An 18,450-nucleotide genomic window follows, 5' to 3' on the forward strand; every position below is an offset into this window, starting at 1 on the left:
TACAATACGAATACGGGCCGCCTGACCGAGGCGATGTTCGACGCGGTGATCGCCCGCTGCCGGGCCTTGGTCAGCTAATACAGAACCACGCCGCGTCGCCGAGGGCGACGGCGAGCCCCATTTCGGCCCAAAGTGCCAGGGCTGCGACAATCGCCCCCCCGGCCAGCGTCCAAAAGAACAGTTTCTGCGTCATGGCGTCTGTCCCACCGCGCCGCGCACCGGCACGGCTTTTTCCGAAATCGGTAAATGCACCACCGCGGCCATCAGCGCGAGGGCAATCGAAAGATACCAGATTAGATCATAGGATTGCAGATGGTCATAAGCCCAACCGCCGCCGAATGCGCCCAGGAATGCGCCGAGCTGGTGGAACATGAACACGAACCCATAGAGCATCGCCATATAGCGCATGCCGAACATCCGCGCGACGATGCCGGAGGTTAGCGGCACCGTGCCGAGCCAGAGGAAGCCCATCCCCGCGCCGAAAGCAACCGCCGTAACCGGGCTCAGCGGCAGCACGAGGAACAGCGTAATCACCACGCCGCGCGCCGCATAAACGAGGCTCAGCAGATATTTCGGCGAGAACCGTGCGCCCAACTGCCCGAACAGATACGAGCCGATAATATTGAACAGCCCAATCATCGCCAGCGCCCAGGCCGTGACGCTGCTCGGCATATTATTGTCGCGCAAAAACGCCGGCAGATGGGTGGCGACGAACGCGACGTGGAAACCGCAGACGAAAAAGCCGATGTTCAACAGCCAGTAGGAGCCGTTGCCAAGCGCCGTGCGGATCGTCGGCTTCAGATCGGCCCCAAAGCCCTGGCCTTGCGGCGGTAGCGGCGTTTTAAGGCCCAAGGAGAGCGGAATCATCAGCGCGGCCATCACTGCCAGCACAAGGAAGGCCCCGCCCCAGCCCATCTGATCCAACATATATTGTGCGCCCGGCACCACGGCGAACATGCCGAAAGACCCCGCCGCGGTGCAAATCCCAAACGCCTGCGTGCGCTTTTCCGGCGGCACCATCCGCCCAACCGCGCCGAGCACGGTGCCGTAGGTAGTACCCGACAAACCGATACCGATCATCACGCCGAGCGAGAATTGCAGCCCGACCGGATCGGCCCAAACATAGGTGAGGATCAGCCCCAAGGCGTAAATCAGCCCGCCCGCCATGCCGATGCGCACGGAGCCCCAACGGTCGGAAAACAGCCCAATCACCGGCTGGCACACGCCCCAGAGCAACTGCTGAAACGCCAGCGATAGGCCGATGACGCTGCGCCCCACGTCGAGATCCATCGACAGGGCCGGGACGAAAATCCCGAACGATTGGCGCGTGCCCATAGCGATGATGAGCATCATCACCCCCGACACAAGAACGATGAGCGTTTGGCCGCGCATAGACTATCCCCCTCAAAACCTGCTGAGTTTCACCCTAGAGATTTGTGCAACCGCGCTCAATCGAATAGATGTCGTGGTAACAATACGAAATTTGCATGGATAAAATCCCCGCCCGTCACGGGCCTGTGTGCGGCGCGGGGCAGAGGTTCGAATGTTGCGCGCGCGCCTCCCTTTCCTTTCCGGCGCGGTTCCGCTACACCCACGGCATCAGGGTAGGATTTCGGCTTCCCTGGTCGAAACCCCTGCCCGCTTTTTGGATAAAGCGCAGTTAGGCGAGGAGTCGTTACGATGGCCGACAATAATTTCGATGTGGTTTTTGTGGGCGGTGGTCCCGGCGGCTACATCGGTGCGATCCGCGCCGCCCAGCTTGGCCTGAAGACGGCCTGCATCGATAAGCGCGGCGCCTTCGGCGGCACCTGCCTGAATGTCGGCTGCATTCCCTCGAAAGCGCTGCTGAAATCGTCGGAATATTTCCATCTCGCCCAGCACGGCCTCAGCGATCACGGCTTCTCGGTCGGCGAGGTTAAGCTTGATCTGCCGAAGATGATGGCGCGGAAAGATAAGGTGGTTGGCGATACCGTTAAGGGTATCGACTTCCTGTTCAAAAAGAACAAGGTGACGCCGTTCAAAGGAGCCGCGACGATTACCGGCCCGAACACGGTGAAAGTCGTGCTCAATGACGGCGGCGAAGAAGTGCTGACGGCGAAGAATATCATCATCGCCACCGGGTCGGACGTTGTCGCCCTGCCCGGCCTGACCATCGATGAGCAAGTGATTGTCTCCTCCACTGGCGCGCTCGCCTTGGGCGCAGTGCCGAAGCATCTCGTTGTCATTGGCGGCGGCGTCATCGGCCTCGAACTCGGCTCGGTCTGGCAGCGCCTGGGCGCGAAAGTCACCGTTGTGGAGTTTTTGGATCGCCTGATCCCCGGTATGGACGGCGAAATTGCCAAGAATGTTCAGCGCGTGCTGGCGAAACAGGGCATGGACTTCAAGCTGGGCAAGAAGGTGGTGAAGGGCGAAAAGGGTAAGGCGGGCGTCACCCTTACCCTTGAACCGGCTGCGGGCGGGGCCGCCGAAACGCTGGATGCCGATGTGGTGTTGGTCGCCATCGGTCGCCGCCCCTATACCGATAATCTCGGGCTCGATAAAGTTGGCGTTGCGCTCGATCCGAAGGGCCGGGTGGTGGTGGATCACCACTATAAATCCTCAGTTCCGTCGATCTTCGCCATCGGCGACGTGATTACCGGGCCGATGCTGGCCCATAAGGCCGAAGAAGAGGGTGTCGCCATCGCCGAACTGCTGGCGGGCCAGGCCGGGCACGTAAATTACGACGTGATCCCCTCGGTCATCTATACGTCGCCGGAAGTCGCCAGCGTCGGCAAGACCGAAGAAGAACTGAAGGCGGCGGGCATCGACTATAAAGTCGGCAAAGTCCCCTTCAGCGTCAACGCCCGCGCCCGGGCGAATGGCGATATCGAAGGCTTCGTGAAGATCCTCACCGATGCGCGCACCGATAAGGTCTTGGGCTGCCACATCATCCACGCCGACGCCGGGACGCTTATTGCCGAAGCGGCGCTCGCGATGGAATTCGGGGCGTCCGCCGAAGATATCGCCCGCACCTGCCACGCACATCCGACCGTCTCGGAAGTCATCAAGGAAGCGGGCCTTGCCGCCAATGGCCGCACGCTGAATATGTAACCCCTGAGATTTTAGCATTTTTTTTTGGGCTTGAGCTTCCTGCTCAAGCCCTTTTTTTAAGCACCTACGAAAAATACAAAATGCAATCCTCGTGTAACCAATAATTAAGCTCGCTTAAATAATATTTTAGACGAGGCAACTCTATCGGCGAGGCGAAAATGCGTAAAATCCTAATATCGGCCTGTTTTCTGACGTTTGCCGCCCCTCACGCTTTCGCTCAGCAGCCCGTTAAGCTGACCACACTGGACTGGTGCCCCTTTACCTGCCCCGGCGAGGCCGACGGGGGGTTCAATAGTTATATTGCGCGGGAGGCCTTTAAAGCCGCTGGTGTGTCGGTCGAAATCGAGTTTCTTCCCTGGCTACGGGCAATCGAAAAAGCCAAAGATTCTCAGGAAGTTGTCGGCTATTTTCCGGCTTATCCCGAAGGGGTTCGCCCCGAGTTCACGGGATCGCCGTCGATTGGCAGCAGCCGCGTTGGACTAGCCTTGCTGAAAAACCGCCCCGTTCCGGCAGCAACGGTCGAAGCGCTTAAACCGCTCAAGATCGGTGCCGTCGCCGGCTATAAAAACTCAAAACCTCTGGCAGAGGCCGTCCGTGGCGGGCTGAAGCTCGACGAAGCGAGCGACGATCTGACGAATATCAGAAAGCTCGCGGCGGGCCGGATTGATGCCGCCGAAATCGATGAATTCGTGCTGGGTCATATGCTCCACACCGATTCGCGCCTTGCCGACGTGAAAGGGACCGTGGCGTTCAAACTAAACCTGGAAGAAATGCCCCTGGTCGTTGCCTTCAATAAGACTGCCGCCGGGCAAAAACATCTGGCCCTTTTTACGCAAGGGCTCGCCACCCTGAATATTCCTGAACTGCAAAAAGCCTATTTCGCCGCGCGGCAATAGATAAAAAGGCCGGGGGTTTAATGCCCCCGGCCGAAAGCCTTACGCCTTGGCGAGGTTCGCCGCGACGAAGTCCCAGTTCACCAGATTATCCAGGAACGACTGCACGAAATCCGGGCGGCGGTTTTGGAAATCCAGATAATAGGCGTGTTCCCACACATCGACCGTGAGAAGCGCGGTTTGGCCGTGGGCCATCGGCAGATCGGCGTTCGGGGTTTTGGTGATCTTCAGCGCGCCGCCTTCGACGACGAGCCAGGCCCAGCCGGAGCCGAACTGGCCGACGGCAGCCGCCTTGAACTGGTCCTTGAAGGCATCGAAGGAGCCAAAAGCGGCTTCGATCTTGGCCAACAGGTCGCCCGTGGGCGTGCCGCCGCCATTCGGCTTGAGGCAATTCCAGAAGAACGTGTGGTTCCACACCTGGGCGGCATTATTAAAGATACCGGCCTTGGCGGGGTCTTTCGCTGCGTCGAGAATAATCTCTTCAAGCGTTTTATCGGCCAGGGGGGTGTCTTTAATCAGGTTATTGAGGTTGGTCACATAGGCCTGATGATGCTTCGCATGGTGGAAGCTAAAGGTCTGTGCGGACATGTGCGGCTCGAGCGCGTTCGGAGCGAAGGGCAGAGCGGGAAGTTCGAAAGCCATTGGTGTCCTCGAAAAATTAGGTGGTGAGTGAAACCAGACCATTAGATAAGGATGTTCGTCGCCGAAGGGAACCCTTGGCAAATTAGGGTTGTTCTAAAAAAGGATGGTTTGTCCGTGGAAAATCCGCCGCCCGCCCCGCTCTCTGCCTGCGGAACCCTGCTGCGGCAGGGCGATAAAGCGCGGTTTCTCACAGCTTTACTGGCCCCGGCCGAGGCACGCGAAGGCTTATTCGCACTCTATGCCTTCAATCTGGAAGTCGCCAAAACCCGCGAGATGGTGAGCGAGCCGATGCTGGGGCAGATTCGCCTGCAATGGTGGCGGGAGACTTTGGGCGAAATTTTCGCCGGGCAAACCCCGCGCAAGCACGAGGTCGTCACCCCGCTCGCCGACACCATCCGCCGCTTCGCCCTACCCCACGCCCCCTTCGCCGCCCTAATCGATGGGCGCGAGCAAGATCTGCAAATGCCGCCCCCCGGAACGGAGGCGGAGTTCGCCGCCTATCTGGATGCCACCGGCGGCATGCTGGGGCGGCTTGCAGCCCAAATCACCGGAGCCGATCCCGAACAGGCGGCACTGCGGGCGAGCGCCTATGCCAAAGCCGGAACCCTCATCGGCATCGCCCGGCGCGCGCAGTTGGGCCGCGTCGATCTGCCGTTGGACCGACTCGGCGCGGCGGGGCTTACCGCCCGCAGCATCCGCGATGGGGTGCCCTCGGAAGCCCTCTCGAAACTGGTGTTGGCGTTCACGCAGGAGATCGAACAGAGCTTGGCAACCCTGCCGCGCGCGCGCCGGGCGGGCGGGGCCGCCCTTCTCACCGGAACCCTCGCCCGCCGCCTGATGAAAGGTTTGAAGGCCGCAGGCGGCGATCCGTTTCTGGCGGCAGCACAGCTTCGTGCCCGGCCCGATGGGCTGTTACCGCTGCACCTCTGGTGGGCGTTGCGCCTCGGGCGGCTTTAAATCCGAAAAAAGCTTGCCCCGGTCCGCCATCCCAGGCTTGCCAAACAGGGGGGTTTTCAGCCATATTCAAGCGCTTGCTGAAGAAAGCTTAGGTTTTTCTTCGACTCGCAAAGGGTCCGGGGGGGCCGGTTGCCGCCCTGCCTTTCGGTCTAACGAAGTGGGAACGCCATGCCGATTACGCCGTTCCAGGCCTTTCGCCTGTCGAAAAGCGAATATGAAGTTTTACGGGTCATCGAAAAAAAAGATCGATGAATTCCTGGAAGAAAACTATTTTCCCGGCCTCACCGTAACGGTGCCGCTGCCGACGAAAATGGTGACCGACCGCATTCTGCACTCGATCATGCAGCGCTACCAGGAAGCCGGGTGGCTGATCGAGCGCAAGGGTGTGGCGGGTGAAGCGATCACTGTAGAATTCACGCCGACGCGCGCCGATCTGGAATAGTAAGGAGGCTTCTAAGGCTTGCCTTGGAAACCCTTGGTCGGATAGTCTACCGCTATGACATTGATCCTCGGACTCAGCCTGCGAATTACGAACCCGGCCCTTCGTTAAGGGTCGGGCAGTATTTTTTGCGTTTTTAGGCTGATTCTCCGAGGAGTGACCCGTGTCACAATCCCTTTTACGCGCCGCCGATGCTGCGGTTGCCGTTGATCTCTCCCACACCACTGCCTGTTTTTCGGTCTCGGCTTTAGCCGACCCTGGCCTCTTGCCGCGCCTGCTGGAGCCTTTCGCCAAGCGCGGACTGGTGCCGAGCGCGCTCTACGCCCGCCAACACGGCGAGGATGTCTCCGTTGATATTCAAGTCGATGGCCTCGGGCAGGAGCAGGCGGCGATGATCGGGCGCGGGATGCGCCAGATTTTCGGCGTCGATGTGGTGCTCGTGTCGCAGCGGGTTTCGGCGTGAGGTGCATTGCCGCCCCGCACGCCACTTGCTAGCCTGCCGACGCCATGATGCCAAAGCCCCCCACCATCGCCCTGCTCGCCAGCCCCGGTTTTCGCCGCTCGGAGAATAGTCCGCTATCCGCCTTGCTGACGGTGCTGGTCCCCTTCCTCACCCATGTCTGCCCGGCCAAGCTGGTGGCGATGCGCACGACCTATGAGGCGGCACAGGCGGCGGGGTTTCTCACCGGCTATCCCCATTGGGACGTGCTGCCGCCGTGGGAGGAAGGCTCAATCGCCACCGTGGCGGCGCGGCTCGTGGAAGGCGACATCGATTGGGTGATCTATCTCGCCGATCCAGGGGATTTGATTTCGCTGTTTCCCGAATCGATTGCGCTTAAGCGGCAGTGTGTCGTGCATGGCAGGCCGTTCCTAGCAACAGTCCGCGCCGCCTCGGAATGGTGCCTGCTGCAATGGATTGCGCATGACCCGGTTAGCGCCGCACAGCATCTTTGCCGTTTGGACGATCCCGCTGCCGCCGCAACCCTCCCAAGTGCCACCACCCTCGGCCTTGTAGCGCACGACACGCGCAAAGCGGCGATGCTCGGCTATGTGGAAACCTGGTTTCCACTGCTCGATCAATTCCGCCTGCGGCTCTCCACCGGCACTACCGGCGGGCTGCTGAATGGGCAGGTGCCGGAGCGCTTAGGCGCGGTGCCCGAAGCCCTCCGAGAACAGGTATCGCGCCAAGCCGCCCGGCTGTCGGGGCGTTCGACGCCCTGGACCACCTCCTACCTCTCCGGCCCGAAAGGCGGCGACGCCCAGATTGCCGACCGTGTCCTGCGCGAACCGGGCGCGACAATTCTATTCTTTGAAGATCCCCATGTTGCCCGCGAACATGAGGCGGATATTCAACTGTTGGAGCGGATTGCCCGGCTCAATACCTACCAAAACGCCTGCCTGCACGATCCGGTCACAGCCCAAACCTGGGCGGCGCTCTGGACGCAAGCGCTCGCCGCCGGGCTTGCGCCGAAACTAAAAACCTAAGAAATCAAACAGGGGGAAGCGGTGAACGCGAATATCTATGCAACGCTCTACGCGCGATTTCAGCATAAGCTCGATGCCACCTGCATCGAAACTACCGAAGGCCGGATCATTACCTTCCGGGAGTTGGATCAAGCGACGGCGCGCATCGCCAATTTACTCACCGGCCTCGGGCTGACCAAGGAAGACCGCGTTGCCGCCCAAGTCGATAAATCGCCCGAAGCGCTGATTCTCTGCCTCGGCGTGCAGCGGGCTGGCTTTGCCTTTTTGCCGCTGAATGCCGCCTATCAAACCTCCGAAGTCGCCTATTTTCTGGAGAATGCCGCGCCGAAACTGGTGGTTTGCCGCGCCGCCAATCTCGATGCGATTACTGGCATCGCCGGGGGCGCAACCGTGCTCACCCTCGAAAGCGATGGCAGCGGCGCGCTGACCGAAGCCGCCGCCGGGCAAAGCGATCGTTTCACCACCGTCACCAGCGCTGATGACGATATGGCGGCGATTCTCTACACCTCCGGCACCACCGGGCGGGCGAAGGGCGCGATGCTGACCCACGGCAATCTTTCGACCAATGTCGCCGTGACCAATCAATTCTGGGGCTGGGTGCCGGGCGATATACTGCTGCACGCCCTGCCGATTTTCCACGTCCACGGGCTGTTCGTCGCCTGCAATAACGCGCTCTATAATGCGAGCCCGATGCTGTGGCACGCGAAGTTCGACGCGGCGGCGGTGCTGAAGGATCTTGCGCGCGCCACCGTACTGATGGGCGTGCCGACTTTCTACACGCGGCTTCTGTCCCTGCCCGACTTTGGCAAAGAGGCGGTTGCCAATATGCGCCTCTTCATCTCCGGCTCGGCCCCGCTGCTGATCGAAACCTTCCAGGAATTCACCGCCCGCACCGGGCAGGTGATTCTGGAGCGCTACGGCATGACCGAAGTGCAAATGGCGATTTCGAACCCCTGGGATGGCGAACGGATCGGCGGCACCGTCGGCCTGCCGCTGCCCGGCGTCAGCGTGCGCATCGTCGATGAGGCGGGGGCGGAGAGCGCCACGGGCGAAACCGGCGCGATTCTGCTGAAAGGCCCGAATATCTTTCGCGGCTATTGGCAAATGCCGGAAAAAACCAAAGAAGATTTCACCGAGGACGGTTGGTTCAAAACCGGCGATATGGGCAAGCGCGACGCAAGCGGCTACATCAGCATCGTCGGGCGCGCGAAGGATCTCATCATCTGCGGCGGGCTGAACGTCTATCCCAAGGAAATCGAAGAGCTGCTGGATGCCGTGCCCAGTATCGAAGAAAGCGCCGTCATCGCCATGCCCCACCCGGATTTCGGCGAGGCGGTTGCTGCCGTCATTGTGCTGAAGCCGGGCGCAAGCCTGAGCGAAGAGGCGGTGGTCGAGCACGTCAAAAGCCACCTCGCCAACTTTAAAGTGCCGAAAGCCGTCTTCTTCACGCCCGATTTACCGCGCAACGCGATGGGCAAGGTACAGAAAAACATTCTTAGGCAAACCTATTTTCCGCCGAAGGCCTGAGCTTACGGAAGGCTCACGCTTTGCGCGGCGGGGGCCTTCACCACGGCGGTAATCGGCACCAGAACGAGGCCCTTGCCGGCTAGCGTCGGCAGCCATTCGCGCAGGGCGGCAATCGTATTATCCTTCGGGTGGCCGATAGCGACGCCCTTGCCGGTGCGCAACGCCACGGTTTCGAGATGGCGCAACTGCTTGCGCACCCCGTCGAGCGAGGGGTCATCGTCTAAGAAAACGTCGCGGTCGATATTCGGCACCGCCATTTTGCGGGCGAGCGGCGTGCCGACCGATTGCGCCGAGGTGCGACTATCGAGCCACAGCAGCCCGCGCGCGCGCAATTCGGCGATCACCGGCGTCATCCCCGCCTCCCACGTGGTGAAGCGGCTGCCCATGTGATTATTGATGCCGACATAGCCGTCGAATTTCCCAAGATTGCTGCGGACGCGGCGCTGCACTTCTTCGGGCGAGAGTGCCATCGTCAGCGCGTCCGGGCCGGGGTCCATCGGCAGAACGGGCTGCATCGGCATATGAACCATCAGTTCGTGCCCGCGATGATGGGCTTCCGCCGTTTGCGCGGGGAGGTTCTGGCCGTAGGCAGATAGGAAAGCGTGAGCGGCCCCGGCAAAGCGACCGTCTGGGCCGAGCGGGCGCGGTCCACCCCCATATCGTCGATAACGATCACCACTTTCGCCCGGCCCTCGCTGGGCGGGGCCGCGACGGCGTAGCGTTTCCACGGCGAGCTCAAGCCCTCGTGGAGTTCTCAAGGGGCCGTAGCCCCTTGAGCGGGGTTGGGGGCCGAGCCCCCTAGAACAAGAAGTATCTTTGCGCCATCGGCAGTTCTTTTGCGGGCTCGCACACCAGCAACTCGCCGTCGGCGCGGACTTCGTAGGTTTCCGGGTCGATGGTGATCGTGGGGGTGGCGTCGTTGAACACCATATCGGCTTTGGAGAGGCCGCCACGCACATTTTCCACCGCTTCAACGCGCTTTGCGAGGCCGAGCCGTTCCTTCACGCCGCCGTCGAGCGCCGCTTTGGAGACGAAGGTGATGCAGCTTGCGGTTTTGGCTTTGCCGAAGCTGCCGAACATCGGGCGGTAGTGGACGGGCTGCGGGGTTGGGATGGAGGCGTTTGGATCGCCCATCGCCGCCGCCGCGATCATACCGCCTTTGATAACCATATCGGGCTTCACGCCGAAGAAGGCGGGTGACCAGATCACGAGGTCGGCAAGCTTGCCCACTTCGACCGAACCGATATGGCGGCTCATGCCGTGGGAGCGGGCGGGGTTGATGGTATATTTGGCGATATAGCGTTTGGCGCGGAAGTTATCGTTGCCGCGTGCGGCATCGTCCCCGAGCGGCCCGCGCTGCTGCTTCATCTTATGGGCGGTCTGCCAGGTGCGCAGGATGACTTCGCCGATGCGGCCCATCGCCTGACTGTCCGAGGACATCATCGCGAGCGCGCCGAGATCGTGCAGAATATCTTCCGCTGCGATGGTTTCCTTGCGGATGCGGCTTTCGGCGAAGGCGAGGTCTTCCGCAATCCCCGAATCGAGGTGATGGCAGACCATGAGCATGTCGAGATGCTCATCGAGCGTATTCACCGTGAAGGGGCGCGTTGGGTTGGTGGAGGAGGGCAGCACGTTCGGCAAGCCCGCGACGCGCATAATATCCGGCGCATGGCCGCCCCCCGCGCCCTCGGTGTGGAAGGCATGGATAGTGCGGCCCTTGAAGGCGGCGATGGTATCTTCGACGAAGCCGCTTTCGTTGAGCGTGTCGGAGTGGATCATCACCTGCACGTCGTATTTATCGGCGACGGCGAGGCAGCAGTCGATGGCCGCAGGGGTCGTGCCCCAATCCTCGTGTAGCTTCAGCGCACACGCCCCCGCCAGTACCTGTTCTTCCAGGGCGTCGGGCAGCGAGGCATTGCCCTTACCCGCAAAAGCGAGGTTCATCGGGAAACTGTCGGCGGCCAGCAGCATGCGTTCGATATGCCAGGGGCCGGGGGTGCAGGTGGTGGCATTGGTGCCCGCCGCAGGGCCTGTGCCGCCGCCGAGCATGGTGGTGACGCCGGACATCAAGGCTTCTTCGATCTGCTGCGGGCAGATGAAGTGGATGTGCGTGTCGATCCCGCCTGCGGTGATGATCTTACCTTCGCCCGCGATAATCTCGGTGCCGGGGCCGATAACAATCGTCACATCCGGCTGAATATCCGGGTTCCCGGCCTTGCCGATGGCGACGATGTTGCCGTCTTTCAGGCCGATATCGGCTTTGACGATGCCGGTCATCGCGTCGAGAATGAGGGCATTGGTGATGACCGTATCGACAGCCCCTTCGGCGCGCGTCATTTGCGACTGGCCCATGCCGTCGCGGATCACTTTGCCGCCGCCGAATTTCACCTCTTCGCCGTAGGTGGTGAGATCTTTCTCCACCTCGATGATAAGGTCGGTATCGGCAAGCCGCACCTTATCGCCCACGGTGGGGCCGAACATATCGGCATAGGCGGTGCGCGAAATGCGGCTGGTGCTGTTGCGCGACGATGGCGCGGCCCCCGCCGGCGGCAGGCTTCCCATCACGCTTTGCCGGAACCCGAAGGCGCGGCGTGCGCCCGCGACTTCCACCAGCGTCACCGTGCGCGACTGGCCGGGCTCGAAGCGCACGGCGGTTCCGGCGGGAATATCGAGGCGGAAACCGAGGGTGGCGGCGCGGTCGAATACCAGGGCCGCGTTGGTTTCATAGAAGTGATAATGGCTGCCGACTTGCACCGGGCGTCGCCACTATTGGCGACTTCCAGGGTGATCGTCGGGCGACCAACATTCAGCTCAAGCTCGCCCGCCTTGGGGGTGATTTCGCCGGGGATCATGGTTAGCCTGCCACGGCGAGCGCAACGCCCGCAATTGCCGCGACCGCGCCGGAGAGACGCGCCAGCAGCGCGCGCTTCTGCCCAAGACCGAAGGCGACCCCGGCGAGATGCAGCGCCGCCGTCGAAATAGCAAAGCCAATCCCGAAGCTAAGGGTTGACGCATCGCCCACTTCGCCGCCGTGGGCGTAGCCGTGGAACACGGCGAAGAAGCCGACAAGAACCGCGCCCACCCAGGCCGGGGTTTTCACCGCCAGTGCCGTCAGCAGCCCGAGCACGATCACCGAGGCGAGAATGGTCGCTCGACGAAGGGCAACTCAACCCCCATCAACGCCGCACTAAAGCCCAGTGCCATACAGCCGACGAAAGCCATCGGTATCGCCCAGATCGCCCGTCCGCCGATGAGCGCCGACCACAGTCCGACCGTGAGCATCGCCAGCAGATGATCGAGCCCCGTCAGCGGGTGGCTCAACCCGGCGGCGAGCGAGCCGTGCGCCACGGGATCGAGGTGGGCGAAAGCGGGCGTGGAGACCGTCAAGGCGGCCAGCACGATCATCGAACGGGTTTCATGAAAATTTCCTCGCTTAACGAATGGGCTGGTGAACGGTGACGAGCTTGGTGCCGTCCGGAAAAGTGGCTTCGACCTGCACGTCGTGGATCATCTCAGGGATGCCCGCCATCACCTGATCGCGGCGCAGAACCTGCGCGCCCGCGCTCATCAGATCGGCGACGCTGCGACCGTCGCGCGCGCCTTCCACGACGAAATCGGTAATCAGCGCAATCGCTTCCGGGTGATTGAGCTTTACGCCGCGCTCCAGGCGGCGGCGGGCGACAATCGCCGCCATTGCAATCAGCAGCTTGTCTTTTTCACGCGGGGTCAGGTTCATCTAAACGCTCCACACACGGGGTAACGGGCGGCCCATCAACAACGGCGCGACGCTGGCGAAAACCTGGGCCAGCGGCTCCAGCCGGTCGGCGAGGCCGCGTAAGATCAGCATATCATCCCAGGCGCTGGCGGCGACCCGGCAGGCGGCTTTTTCCAATCTTTCGCGCACAGGACCGAGAAGATCAACCGCGCCCGGCAGCACCGCCATCAATACGCCCGCGACGTAAGCGCCGCCCGCTATACCCGGCCGGGCGAGTTGGGCCTGAATATCGCCCTCGATGCGCACGCTATCGGCATAAATCAGTTTTCCACCGCGTGTGATGCGCCAATGATCGCGTAAGGCTCCAGCGGTCATCGTCTCGCCCGAGGCGGTGCGCCCGAACACCAGCATTTCACCGGCGACGAAACGGGCATCGGCGGCGAGATCAACGTTCATGCGCCGCGTCAACCGGGCGCGGTCGAAGAGGATCGTTCCTTGCGGTAGCCACGCCAGCGCCGCGCCGTCGGCCACGTTCAGGCGCACATCCACCTGGGTATCGTTCGAATCGAGCGCGCGATAGACCCGTTCTGCCGATTGCGAGGTAATTATGCCTTGGGTTCCGGCTTCCGCCCGTACCGCAATCTGAACCTTATCACCGCCGACCATGCCGCCGCCGGTATTGACGATAACCCCCTCAAACCCGTGATCGGAGCGCGGGCGCATCAGCCGGTAGCCGCCGCTTTCATGCAGCGTGCCGATGCCGGTGCCGCGCGCGCCGCAAACGAGGCTGGCGCGAATGCCGCCGTCGACGCGAACGCGGCCAATCGGCGTTACCGCGCGCGGCGGTTCAGACAGCAAGATGGCGGCGGACATCCGTTTCGACCATTTCAGCGCGTTTGCCCGCGAGCACCACTTGCCCCCGGTCCATCACAGCGTAGCTGTTGGCAAGGTCGCGCGCGAACTCGAAATATTGCTCCACCAGCACTATCGCCATATCGGTGGTTTCGCGTAAGAATTCCAGCGCCCGGCCAATGTCTTTGATGATCGACGGCTGAATACCCTCGGTCGGCTCGTCCAGAACCAGCAGCTTCGGGCGCATCACCAGGGCGCGGCCAATGGCGAGCTGCTGCTGCTGCCCGCCGGAAAGATCACCGCCACGCCGCCCCAGCATTTCTTCCAGCACCGGGAACAGCGCAAAGACGCTGTCGGGAATGTTCCGCTCCTTACGCGGCAGTCCGGCAAAACCCGTTTCCAGATTTTCCTGCACCGTCAGCAGCGGAAAAATCTCGCGGCCTTGCGGGACGATAGCGACGCCGTTGCGGGCGCGCCGGTAGGGCGGGAGTTTTGAGATATCCTCGCCGTTCCACAGAATTTTGCCGCGCGCGATGCCCTGCTGCCCAACGATGGCGCGCAGCAGACTGGTTTTCCCCACGCCATTGCGCCCGAGAATGCAGGTAATCTGCTTCGGCACGGCGGTAATCGAGACGTCGCGCAAGGCTTGGGCCGCGCCGTAATAGAGATCGATGTTTTCGACACTCAGCATGGGGCGCTCCTATCGACCGAGATAAACTTCGACGACGCGCTCGTTGGACGAGACTTCATCGATGGTGCCCTCTGCCAGCACCGCACCTTCGTGCAGGCAGGTCACGGTGACGCCGAGCATACGGATAAAGTGCATATCATGTTCCACTACCACGACCGAATGCGTCTGGGCGATGTCGCGCAGCAGGTGGGCGGTATCCTCGGTTTCGGCGTCGGTCATCCCGGCGACCGGCTCATCGACCAGCAGCAGCTTCGGGTCTTGCGCCAGCAGCATGCCGATTTCCAGCCACTGTTTCTGCCCGTGACTGAGCGCGCCCGCGATGCGGTGACGGTGATCGATCAGGCGGATGCGCGTGAGGATACCCGCGATCTGCTCGTCGGTAATGCGGTTGCGCGCGCCGAACAGGGCCGAGCCGGGGGTACGCGCCCCCTTCAGCGCCAAGCGCAAATTATCGGCGACGGTCAGGCTTTCGAACACGGTCGGCTTTTGGAACTTGCGGCCAATGCCAAGATTGGCGATAGCGGTTTCGTCCATTTTGGTGAGGTCGTGGCGACCGCCGAACATCACATCGCCGGTATCGGGGCGCGTCTTGCCGGTAATCACGTCCATCATCGTGGTTTTGCCCGCGCCGTTGGGGCCGATGATCGCGCGCATTTCCCCCGGTTGCAGGTAGAGCGACAGGCCGCGCAGGGCTTTATACCCGTCGAAGGAAACCATCACGCCGTCCATATAGAGCAGGCTGGCGGAGACGGGAACGGTGATACTCATCGCGCGCTACTCCGCCGCCGGGGCGGTTTTAGCCGCCGCTTTTGTTGTTTGCCGCTTGGCCCAATACTCTTTTACGCCGCCGACAACGCCTTTCGGCAAGAACAGCGTGGTGGCGATGAACAGGCCGCCGAGCATGAATAGCCAGTAGGGGGCCAGCGCGCCGGTCGTGAAGGTCGTCTTCATGAAGTTGACGATAATCGCCCCCAAAGCCGCGCCGATCAACGTACCACGCCCACCAACCGCGACCCAGATCACCGCTTCGATCGAGTTGGCCGGGGCGAATTCGGACGGGTTGATGATCCCCACCTGCGGCACATAAAGCGCCCCCGCGAGCCCGGCCATCGCGGCGGAGACGGTGAAGGCCACCAACTTATAATGTTCCACCCGGTAGCCCATGAAGCGCGTGCGGCTTTCGGCGTCCCGAATGGCGATCAGCACTTTGCCGAAGGTGGAGGTGACGAGAATCCGGCTCACCCAATAGCAGAGGCAAAGCCCCAGGGCGGTGAGGGCGAACAGCGTCATGCGCGTGCCATCGGCCTGCAAATTGAAGCCCAGCAGATCCTTAAAATCGGTCAGGCCATTATTGCCGCCGAAGCCCATATCGTTGCGGAAAAAGGCCAGCAGCAGCGCATAGGTCATCGCCTGGGTGATGATCGAGAGGTACACCCCGGTCACGCGCGAGCGGAAGGCGAGCCAGCCGAAGACGAAGGCGAGCAGGCTGGGGACGATCAGCACCATCAGCAGCGCAACCGGGAACATATCGAACCCGTACCAGAACCAGGGCAGTTCCTTATAATTCAGGAACACCATGAAGTCGGGTAGGATCGGATTGCCGTAAACGCCGCGCGGCCCGATTTGGCGCATCAGATACATGCCCATCGCGTAGCCGCCGAGCGCGAAAAACGCGCCGTGGCCGAGCGAGAGAATGCCGCAATAGCCCCAGACCAAATCGAGCGCCACGGCCAGCATGGCGTAGCACAGGTATTTGCCGAACAGCGACACGAGATGCGTCGGCACGTGCAGGGCCGAGTCGACCGGCAAGAGCAGGTTGGAGGCGGGAACCAGCACGGCAGCGGCAATCAGAATGCCGAGGAAGACCTGACTCGCGCGGTCGGAAATCGACGAAAACAGGCCAGACCTCATGCTTCGACACCCCGGCCCTTTTGCGGGAATAGCCCACGCGGTTTTTTCTGAACGAAGAGGATCAGGCCGACTAGGATCAGGATTTTACCCAGGACAGCCCCGGCGAAGGGTTCCAGAATTTTATTGGCGATGCCAAGCGACAGGGCCGACACGAGCGTTCCCCACAGATTGCCGACGCCGCCGAAGACTACGACCATGAAGCTATCGATAATGTAGCTCTGCCCGAGGTTCGGCGAGACATTGTCGATCTGCGACAGGGCGACCCCCGCAACCCCGGCGATCCCGGAGCCGAGGGCAAAGGTCAGCGCGTCGATATAATTAGTGCGAATGCCCATCGCAGCGGCCATACGCCGGTTCTGTGTTACGGCGCGAATCTGCAACCCGAAGCTCGTATAGCGTAAGGCACCGAGCAGCGCCAAAAAGGCGAGAATGGAGAAAACGATAATCCACAACCGCCCGAGGGTAATCGACAGGCCGCCGATTTCGATGAGCCCGGACATGAAGGCGGGCGCGCCCACGGCCTGATTGGTCGGCCCGAAGTAGGTGCGCACGGCTTGCTGAAGAATAAGGCTGATCCCCCAGGTCGCCAGCAGCGTTTCGAGCGGGCGACCGTAGAGGAAGCGGATGACGCTGCGCTCGATCACTAACCCAACGAGGCCCGCGACCAGGAAGGCCAGCGGCAGGGCGAAGACCAGCGAGTAATCGAACAGGCCGGGCGAATGGGTGCGGATCACCTCCTGCACCACGAAGGTCGTATAGGCACCGATCATCACCATTTCGCCGTGGGCCATATTGATGACGCCCATCACGCCGAAGGTGATGGCAAGGCCGATGGCGGCCAGCAGCAGCACCGAGCCGAGCGACAGGCCGTACCAGGCCGTCTGTACGATCTCCCATAGGGCGAGCGTGTCCTCGATACTCTTCGCGGCAACCCGCGCGGCGTTTGTCACCGATGCCGGAACGTCGGCGGGTAGGCTGCGCAGGGTCGCGAGCGCCTCTTGGGTGCCGACCTCTTGCAGCAGCGCGATACCGAGCAGCCGGTCCTTTTCGGTCGCGTCGGCTTTGGTCACGAGAATCGCGGCGCGGGCGGTTTCCATGATCTTCAGAATGGCGCGGTCTTTTTCCCGGCCAATGGCGGCTTCCAGGGTGGGAAGCGCCGTCGCATCCTTCGAGCGCAACACGGCTAGCGCCGACTCTTTGCGCTTCACCGCGTCGGGGCTGAGAATGCCGAGGTTCCCGACCGCCCCCTGCGCCACATTCCGGACGCGGTTATTGAGGCGGACGGGGCTGAGGCTGCTTGGGGCGCTACCGATAGCCGCGCCGGTGCGCGCGTCGATCAGCTTTCCGGCTGCGTCCTTCACGAAAATTTGTTTGTCCGGCGAAAAAAATAAACGGCCGTCGGCCAATCCTTCGATCACCAGCGCAGCAGTGGGCGCGCCGGAGGTGGCGATTTCCGGAATCGCTAAAATGGTTTCGCTAAAACTATCTTGCGCCAAACGGCTTAGGCCGGTCTCAAAAGCCCCGCTTTGCGCAAAGCCCGGCAGGCTACCGGCAAGACTGGCGATGAGAAACAAGGCCCGCAGAAATCTGGTCATGCTGTGTCCAAAATACGGGAGCAAAAAGGGGGGGCAAAAAAGCGGCAGGACTATCGGAATGGGAGCCGGTGGAATGCCGGCTCCCTCCGTTACACAGGGAAGCGTTTAGCTACCGCAGGTGTTGGTTTTGGTATTGAAGTTGCCACACTTCTTGCCAACCCAATCGGCTTCCAGATCTTTCGAGCCGTCGAGGAAGTCGGACCAAGCGTCGCCCGGAACGAGATCCTTCGTTTGCCACACAACGTCGAACTGACCATCGGCGCGGATTTCGCCGATCATCACGGGCTTCGTGATGTGATGGTTCGGAAGCATCTTGGAGATGCCGCCGGTCAGGTTCGGCGCTTCGATGCCCGGCAGGGCCGCAATCACGGCTTCCGGCTCGAAGGATTTGGCCTTTTCAACCGCTTTCACCCACATGGCGAAACCGACGTAATGGGCTTCCATCGGATCGTTGGTCACGCGCTGCGGATTCTTGGTGAAGGTCTTCCACTGGGCGATGAAAGCATCATTCACCGGGGATTTCACCGATTGGAAATAGTTCCAGGCGGCGAGATGGCCGACGAGGTTCTTGGTATCGACCCCAGCAAGCTCTTCCTCACCGACCGAGAAGGCAACGACCGGAATATCGGTGGCCTTCACGCCCGCATTGGCGA

At 61.7% G+C, this 18,450-nt stretch carries 20 protein-coding genes and 1 pseudogene; 7 read left to right on the plus strand and 14 right to left on the minus strand.

All coding sequences use genetic code 11. The features are described 5' to 3' along the window. Nucleotides 1-70: 70 nt before the first annotated feature. Both VZ95_RS27770 and VZ95_RS00185 read right to left on the minus strand, forming a co-directional pair. On the minus strand, nt 71-193 hold the full coding sequence (locus tag VZ95_RS27770) for a hypothetical protein (protein ID WP_269747029.1): 123 nt from the start codon (nt 191-193) through the stop codon (nt 71-73). Next, a complete protein-coding gene (locus tag VZ95_RS00185; protein WP_045774092.1) occupies nt 190-1,392 on the minus strand; it encodes an MFS transporter in 1,203 nt (400 codons plus the stop codon). Before VZ95_RS00185 ends, VZ95_RS27770 begins: the two co-directional genes overlap by 4 nt. Nucleotides 1,393-1,680: 288 nt before the next feature. Between VZ95_RS00185 and lpdA the strand changes: the two genes are divergently transcribed. Continuing rightward, nucleotides 1,681-3,090, plus strand: coding sequence for a dihydrolipoyl dehydrogenase (gene lpdA / locus VZ95_RS00190; RefSeq protein WP_045774093.1), 1,410 nt, complete (start codon nt 1,681-1,683; stop codon nt 3,088-3,090). 158 nt (nt 3,091-3,248) lie between these two features. Beyond that, nucleotides 3,249-3,986 carry a substrate-binding periplasmic protein gene (locus VZ95_RS00195; protein WP_045774094.1) on the plus strand — a complete coding sequence of 246 codons (738 nt, stop codon included), beginning with the start codon at nt 3,249-3,251 and terminating at the stop codon, nt 3,984-3,986. A 39-nt stretch (nt 3,987-4,025) separates the two neighbouring features. Here the strand turns inward: VZ95_RS00195 and VZ95_RS00200 are convergent, their stop codons facing one another. Beyond that, complete coding sequence (locus VZ95_RS00200) at nt 4,026-4,625, minus strand: superoxide dismutase (RefSeq protein ID WP_045774095.1); 600 nt, start codon at nt 4,623-4,625, stop codon at nt 4,026-4,028. A 114-nt stretch (nt 4,626-4,739) separates the two neighbouring features. On the opposite strand from VZ95_RS00200, the gene VZ95_RS21270 reads away from it, so the two are divergent. From VZ95_RS21270 to VZ95_RS00225, 5 genes are all read left to right on the plus strand, one after another. Continuing rightward, complete coding sequence (locus tag VZ95_RS21270) at nt 4,740-5,582, plus strand: phytoene/squalene synthase family protein (protein ID WP_198147997.1); 843 nt, start codon at nt 4,740-4,742, stop codon at nt 5,580-5,582. 214 nt (nt 5,583-5,796) lie between these two features. After that, the gene (locus VZ95_RS00210) at nt 5,797-6,024 is read left to right on the plus strand and encodes a hypothetical protein (protein WP_045774096.1); all 228 of its coding nucleotides are present in this window, start codon (nt 5,797-5,799) and stop codon (nt 6,022-6,024) included. Nucleotides 6,025-6,184: 160 nt separating this feature from the next. Further along, nucleotides 6,185-6,484, plus strand: a complete 300-nt coding sequence (locus tag VZ95_RS00215) for a hypothetical protein (protein WP_045774097.1) — start codon at nt 6,185-6,187, stop codon at nt 6,482-6,484. A gap of 44 nt (nt 6,485-6,528) precedes the next feature. Next, complete coding sequence (locus VZ95_RS00220) at nt 6,529-7,506, plus strand: methylglyoxal synthase (protein WP_045774098.1); 978 nt, start codon at nt 6,529-6,531, stop codon at nt 7,504-7,506. Between the two features lie 21 nt (nt 7,507-7,527). Next, nucleotides 7,528-9,033, plus strand: coding sequence for a malonate--CoA ligase (locus VZ95_RS00225; RefSeq protein ID WP_045774099.1), 1,506 nt, complete (start codon nt 7,528-7,530; stop codon nt 9,031-9,033). Nucleotides 9,034-9,035: 2 nt separating this feature from the next. Here VZ95_RS00225 and VZ95_RS00230 read toward each other — a convergent pair whose 3' ends face one another. From VZ95_RS00230 to VZ95_RS00275, 11 genes and pseudogenes are all read right to left on the minus strand, one after another. Further along, on the minus strand, nt 9,036-9,563 hold the full coding sequence (locus tag VZ95_RS00230; RefSeq protein WP_052711341.1) for a divergent polysaccharide deacetylase family protein: 528 nt from the start codon (nt 9,561-9,563) through the stop codon (nt 9,036-9,038). Then, nucleotides 9,563-9,772 (minus strand): divergent polysaccharide deacetylase family protein, encoded by a 210-nt coding sequence (locus tag VZ95_RS26415; protein WP_052711342.1) that lies wholly within the window; start codon nt 9,770-9,772, stop codon nt 9,563-9,565. The genes VZ95_RS00230 and VZ95_RS26415 overlap by 1 nt, the downstream gene beginning before the upstream one ends. Before the next feature lie 59 nt (nt 9,773-9,831). Continuing rightward, on the minus strand, nt 9,832-11,787 hold the full coding sequence (gene ureC / locus VZ95_RS00235; protein WP_232302409.1) for an urease subunit alpha: 1,956 nt from the start codon (nt 11,785-11,787) through the stop codon (nt 9,832-9,834). Between the two features lie 100 nt (nt 11,788-11,887). After that, nucleotides 11,888-12,438 (minus strand): annotated as a pseudogene (locus tag VZ95_RS29025) (HupE/UreJ family protein). Between the two features lie 28 nt (nt 12,439-12,466). Further along, nucleotides 12,467-12,769 (minus strand): urease subunit gamma, encoded by a 303-nt coding sequence (locus VZ95_RS00245; RefSeq protein WP_045774100.1) that lies wholly within the window; start codon nt 12,767-12,769, stop codon nt 12,467-12,469. Continuing rightward, nucleotides 12,770-13,621, minus strand: a complete 852-nt coding sequence (locus tag VZ95_RS00250; RefSeq protein ID WP_052711343.1) for an urease accessory protein UreD — start codon at nt 13,619-13,621, stop codon at nt 12,770-12,772. After that, the gene (urtE, locus tag VZ95_RS00255; protein WP_045774101.1) at nt 13,596-14,291 is read right to left on the minus strand and encodes an urea ABC transporter ATP-binding subunit UrtE; all 696 of its coding nucleotides are present in this window, start codon (nt 14,289-14,291) and stop codon (nt 13,596-13,598) included. Before urtE ends, VZ95_RS00250 begins: the two co-directional genes overlap by 26 nt. Nucleotides 14,292-14,300: 9 nt before the next feature. Beyond that, on the minus strand, nt 14,301-15,059 hold the full coding sequence (gene urtD / locus VZ95_RS23685) for an urea ABC transporter ATP-binding protein UrtD (RefSeq protein ID WP_045774102.1): 759 nt from the start codon (nt 15,057-15,059) through the stop codon (nt 14,301-14,303). Between the two features lie 6 nt (nt 15,060-15,065). Continuing rightward, nucleotides 15,066-16,202, minus strand: a complete 1,137-nt coding sequence (urtC, locus tag VZ95_RS23690) for an urea ABC transporter permease subunit UrtC (protein ID WP_045774103.1) — start codon at nt 16,200-16,202, stop codon at nt 15,066-15,068. Beyond that, nucleotides 16,199-17,797 (minus strand): urea ABC transporter permease subunit UrtB, encoded by a 1,599-nt coding sequence (gene urtB / locus VZ95_RS00270; protein ID WP_045774104.1) that lies wholly within the window; start codon nt 17,795-17,797, stop codon nt 16,199-16,201. Before urtB ends, urtC begins: the two co-directional genes overlap by 4 nt. Nucleotides 17,798-17,902: 105 nt before the next feature. Next, on the minus strand, nt 17,903-18,450 hold a 548-nt coding region (locus VZ95_RS00275), incomplete at its 5' end, for a transporter substrate-binding protein (protein ID WP_045774105.1).

This window comes from Elstera litoralis, assembly GCF_000963705.1.
In the GTDB taxonomy this organism is placed as follows: Bacteria; Pseudomonadota; Alphaproteobacteria; order Elsterales; family Elsteraceae; genus Elstera; species Elstera litoralis.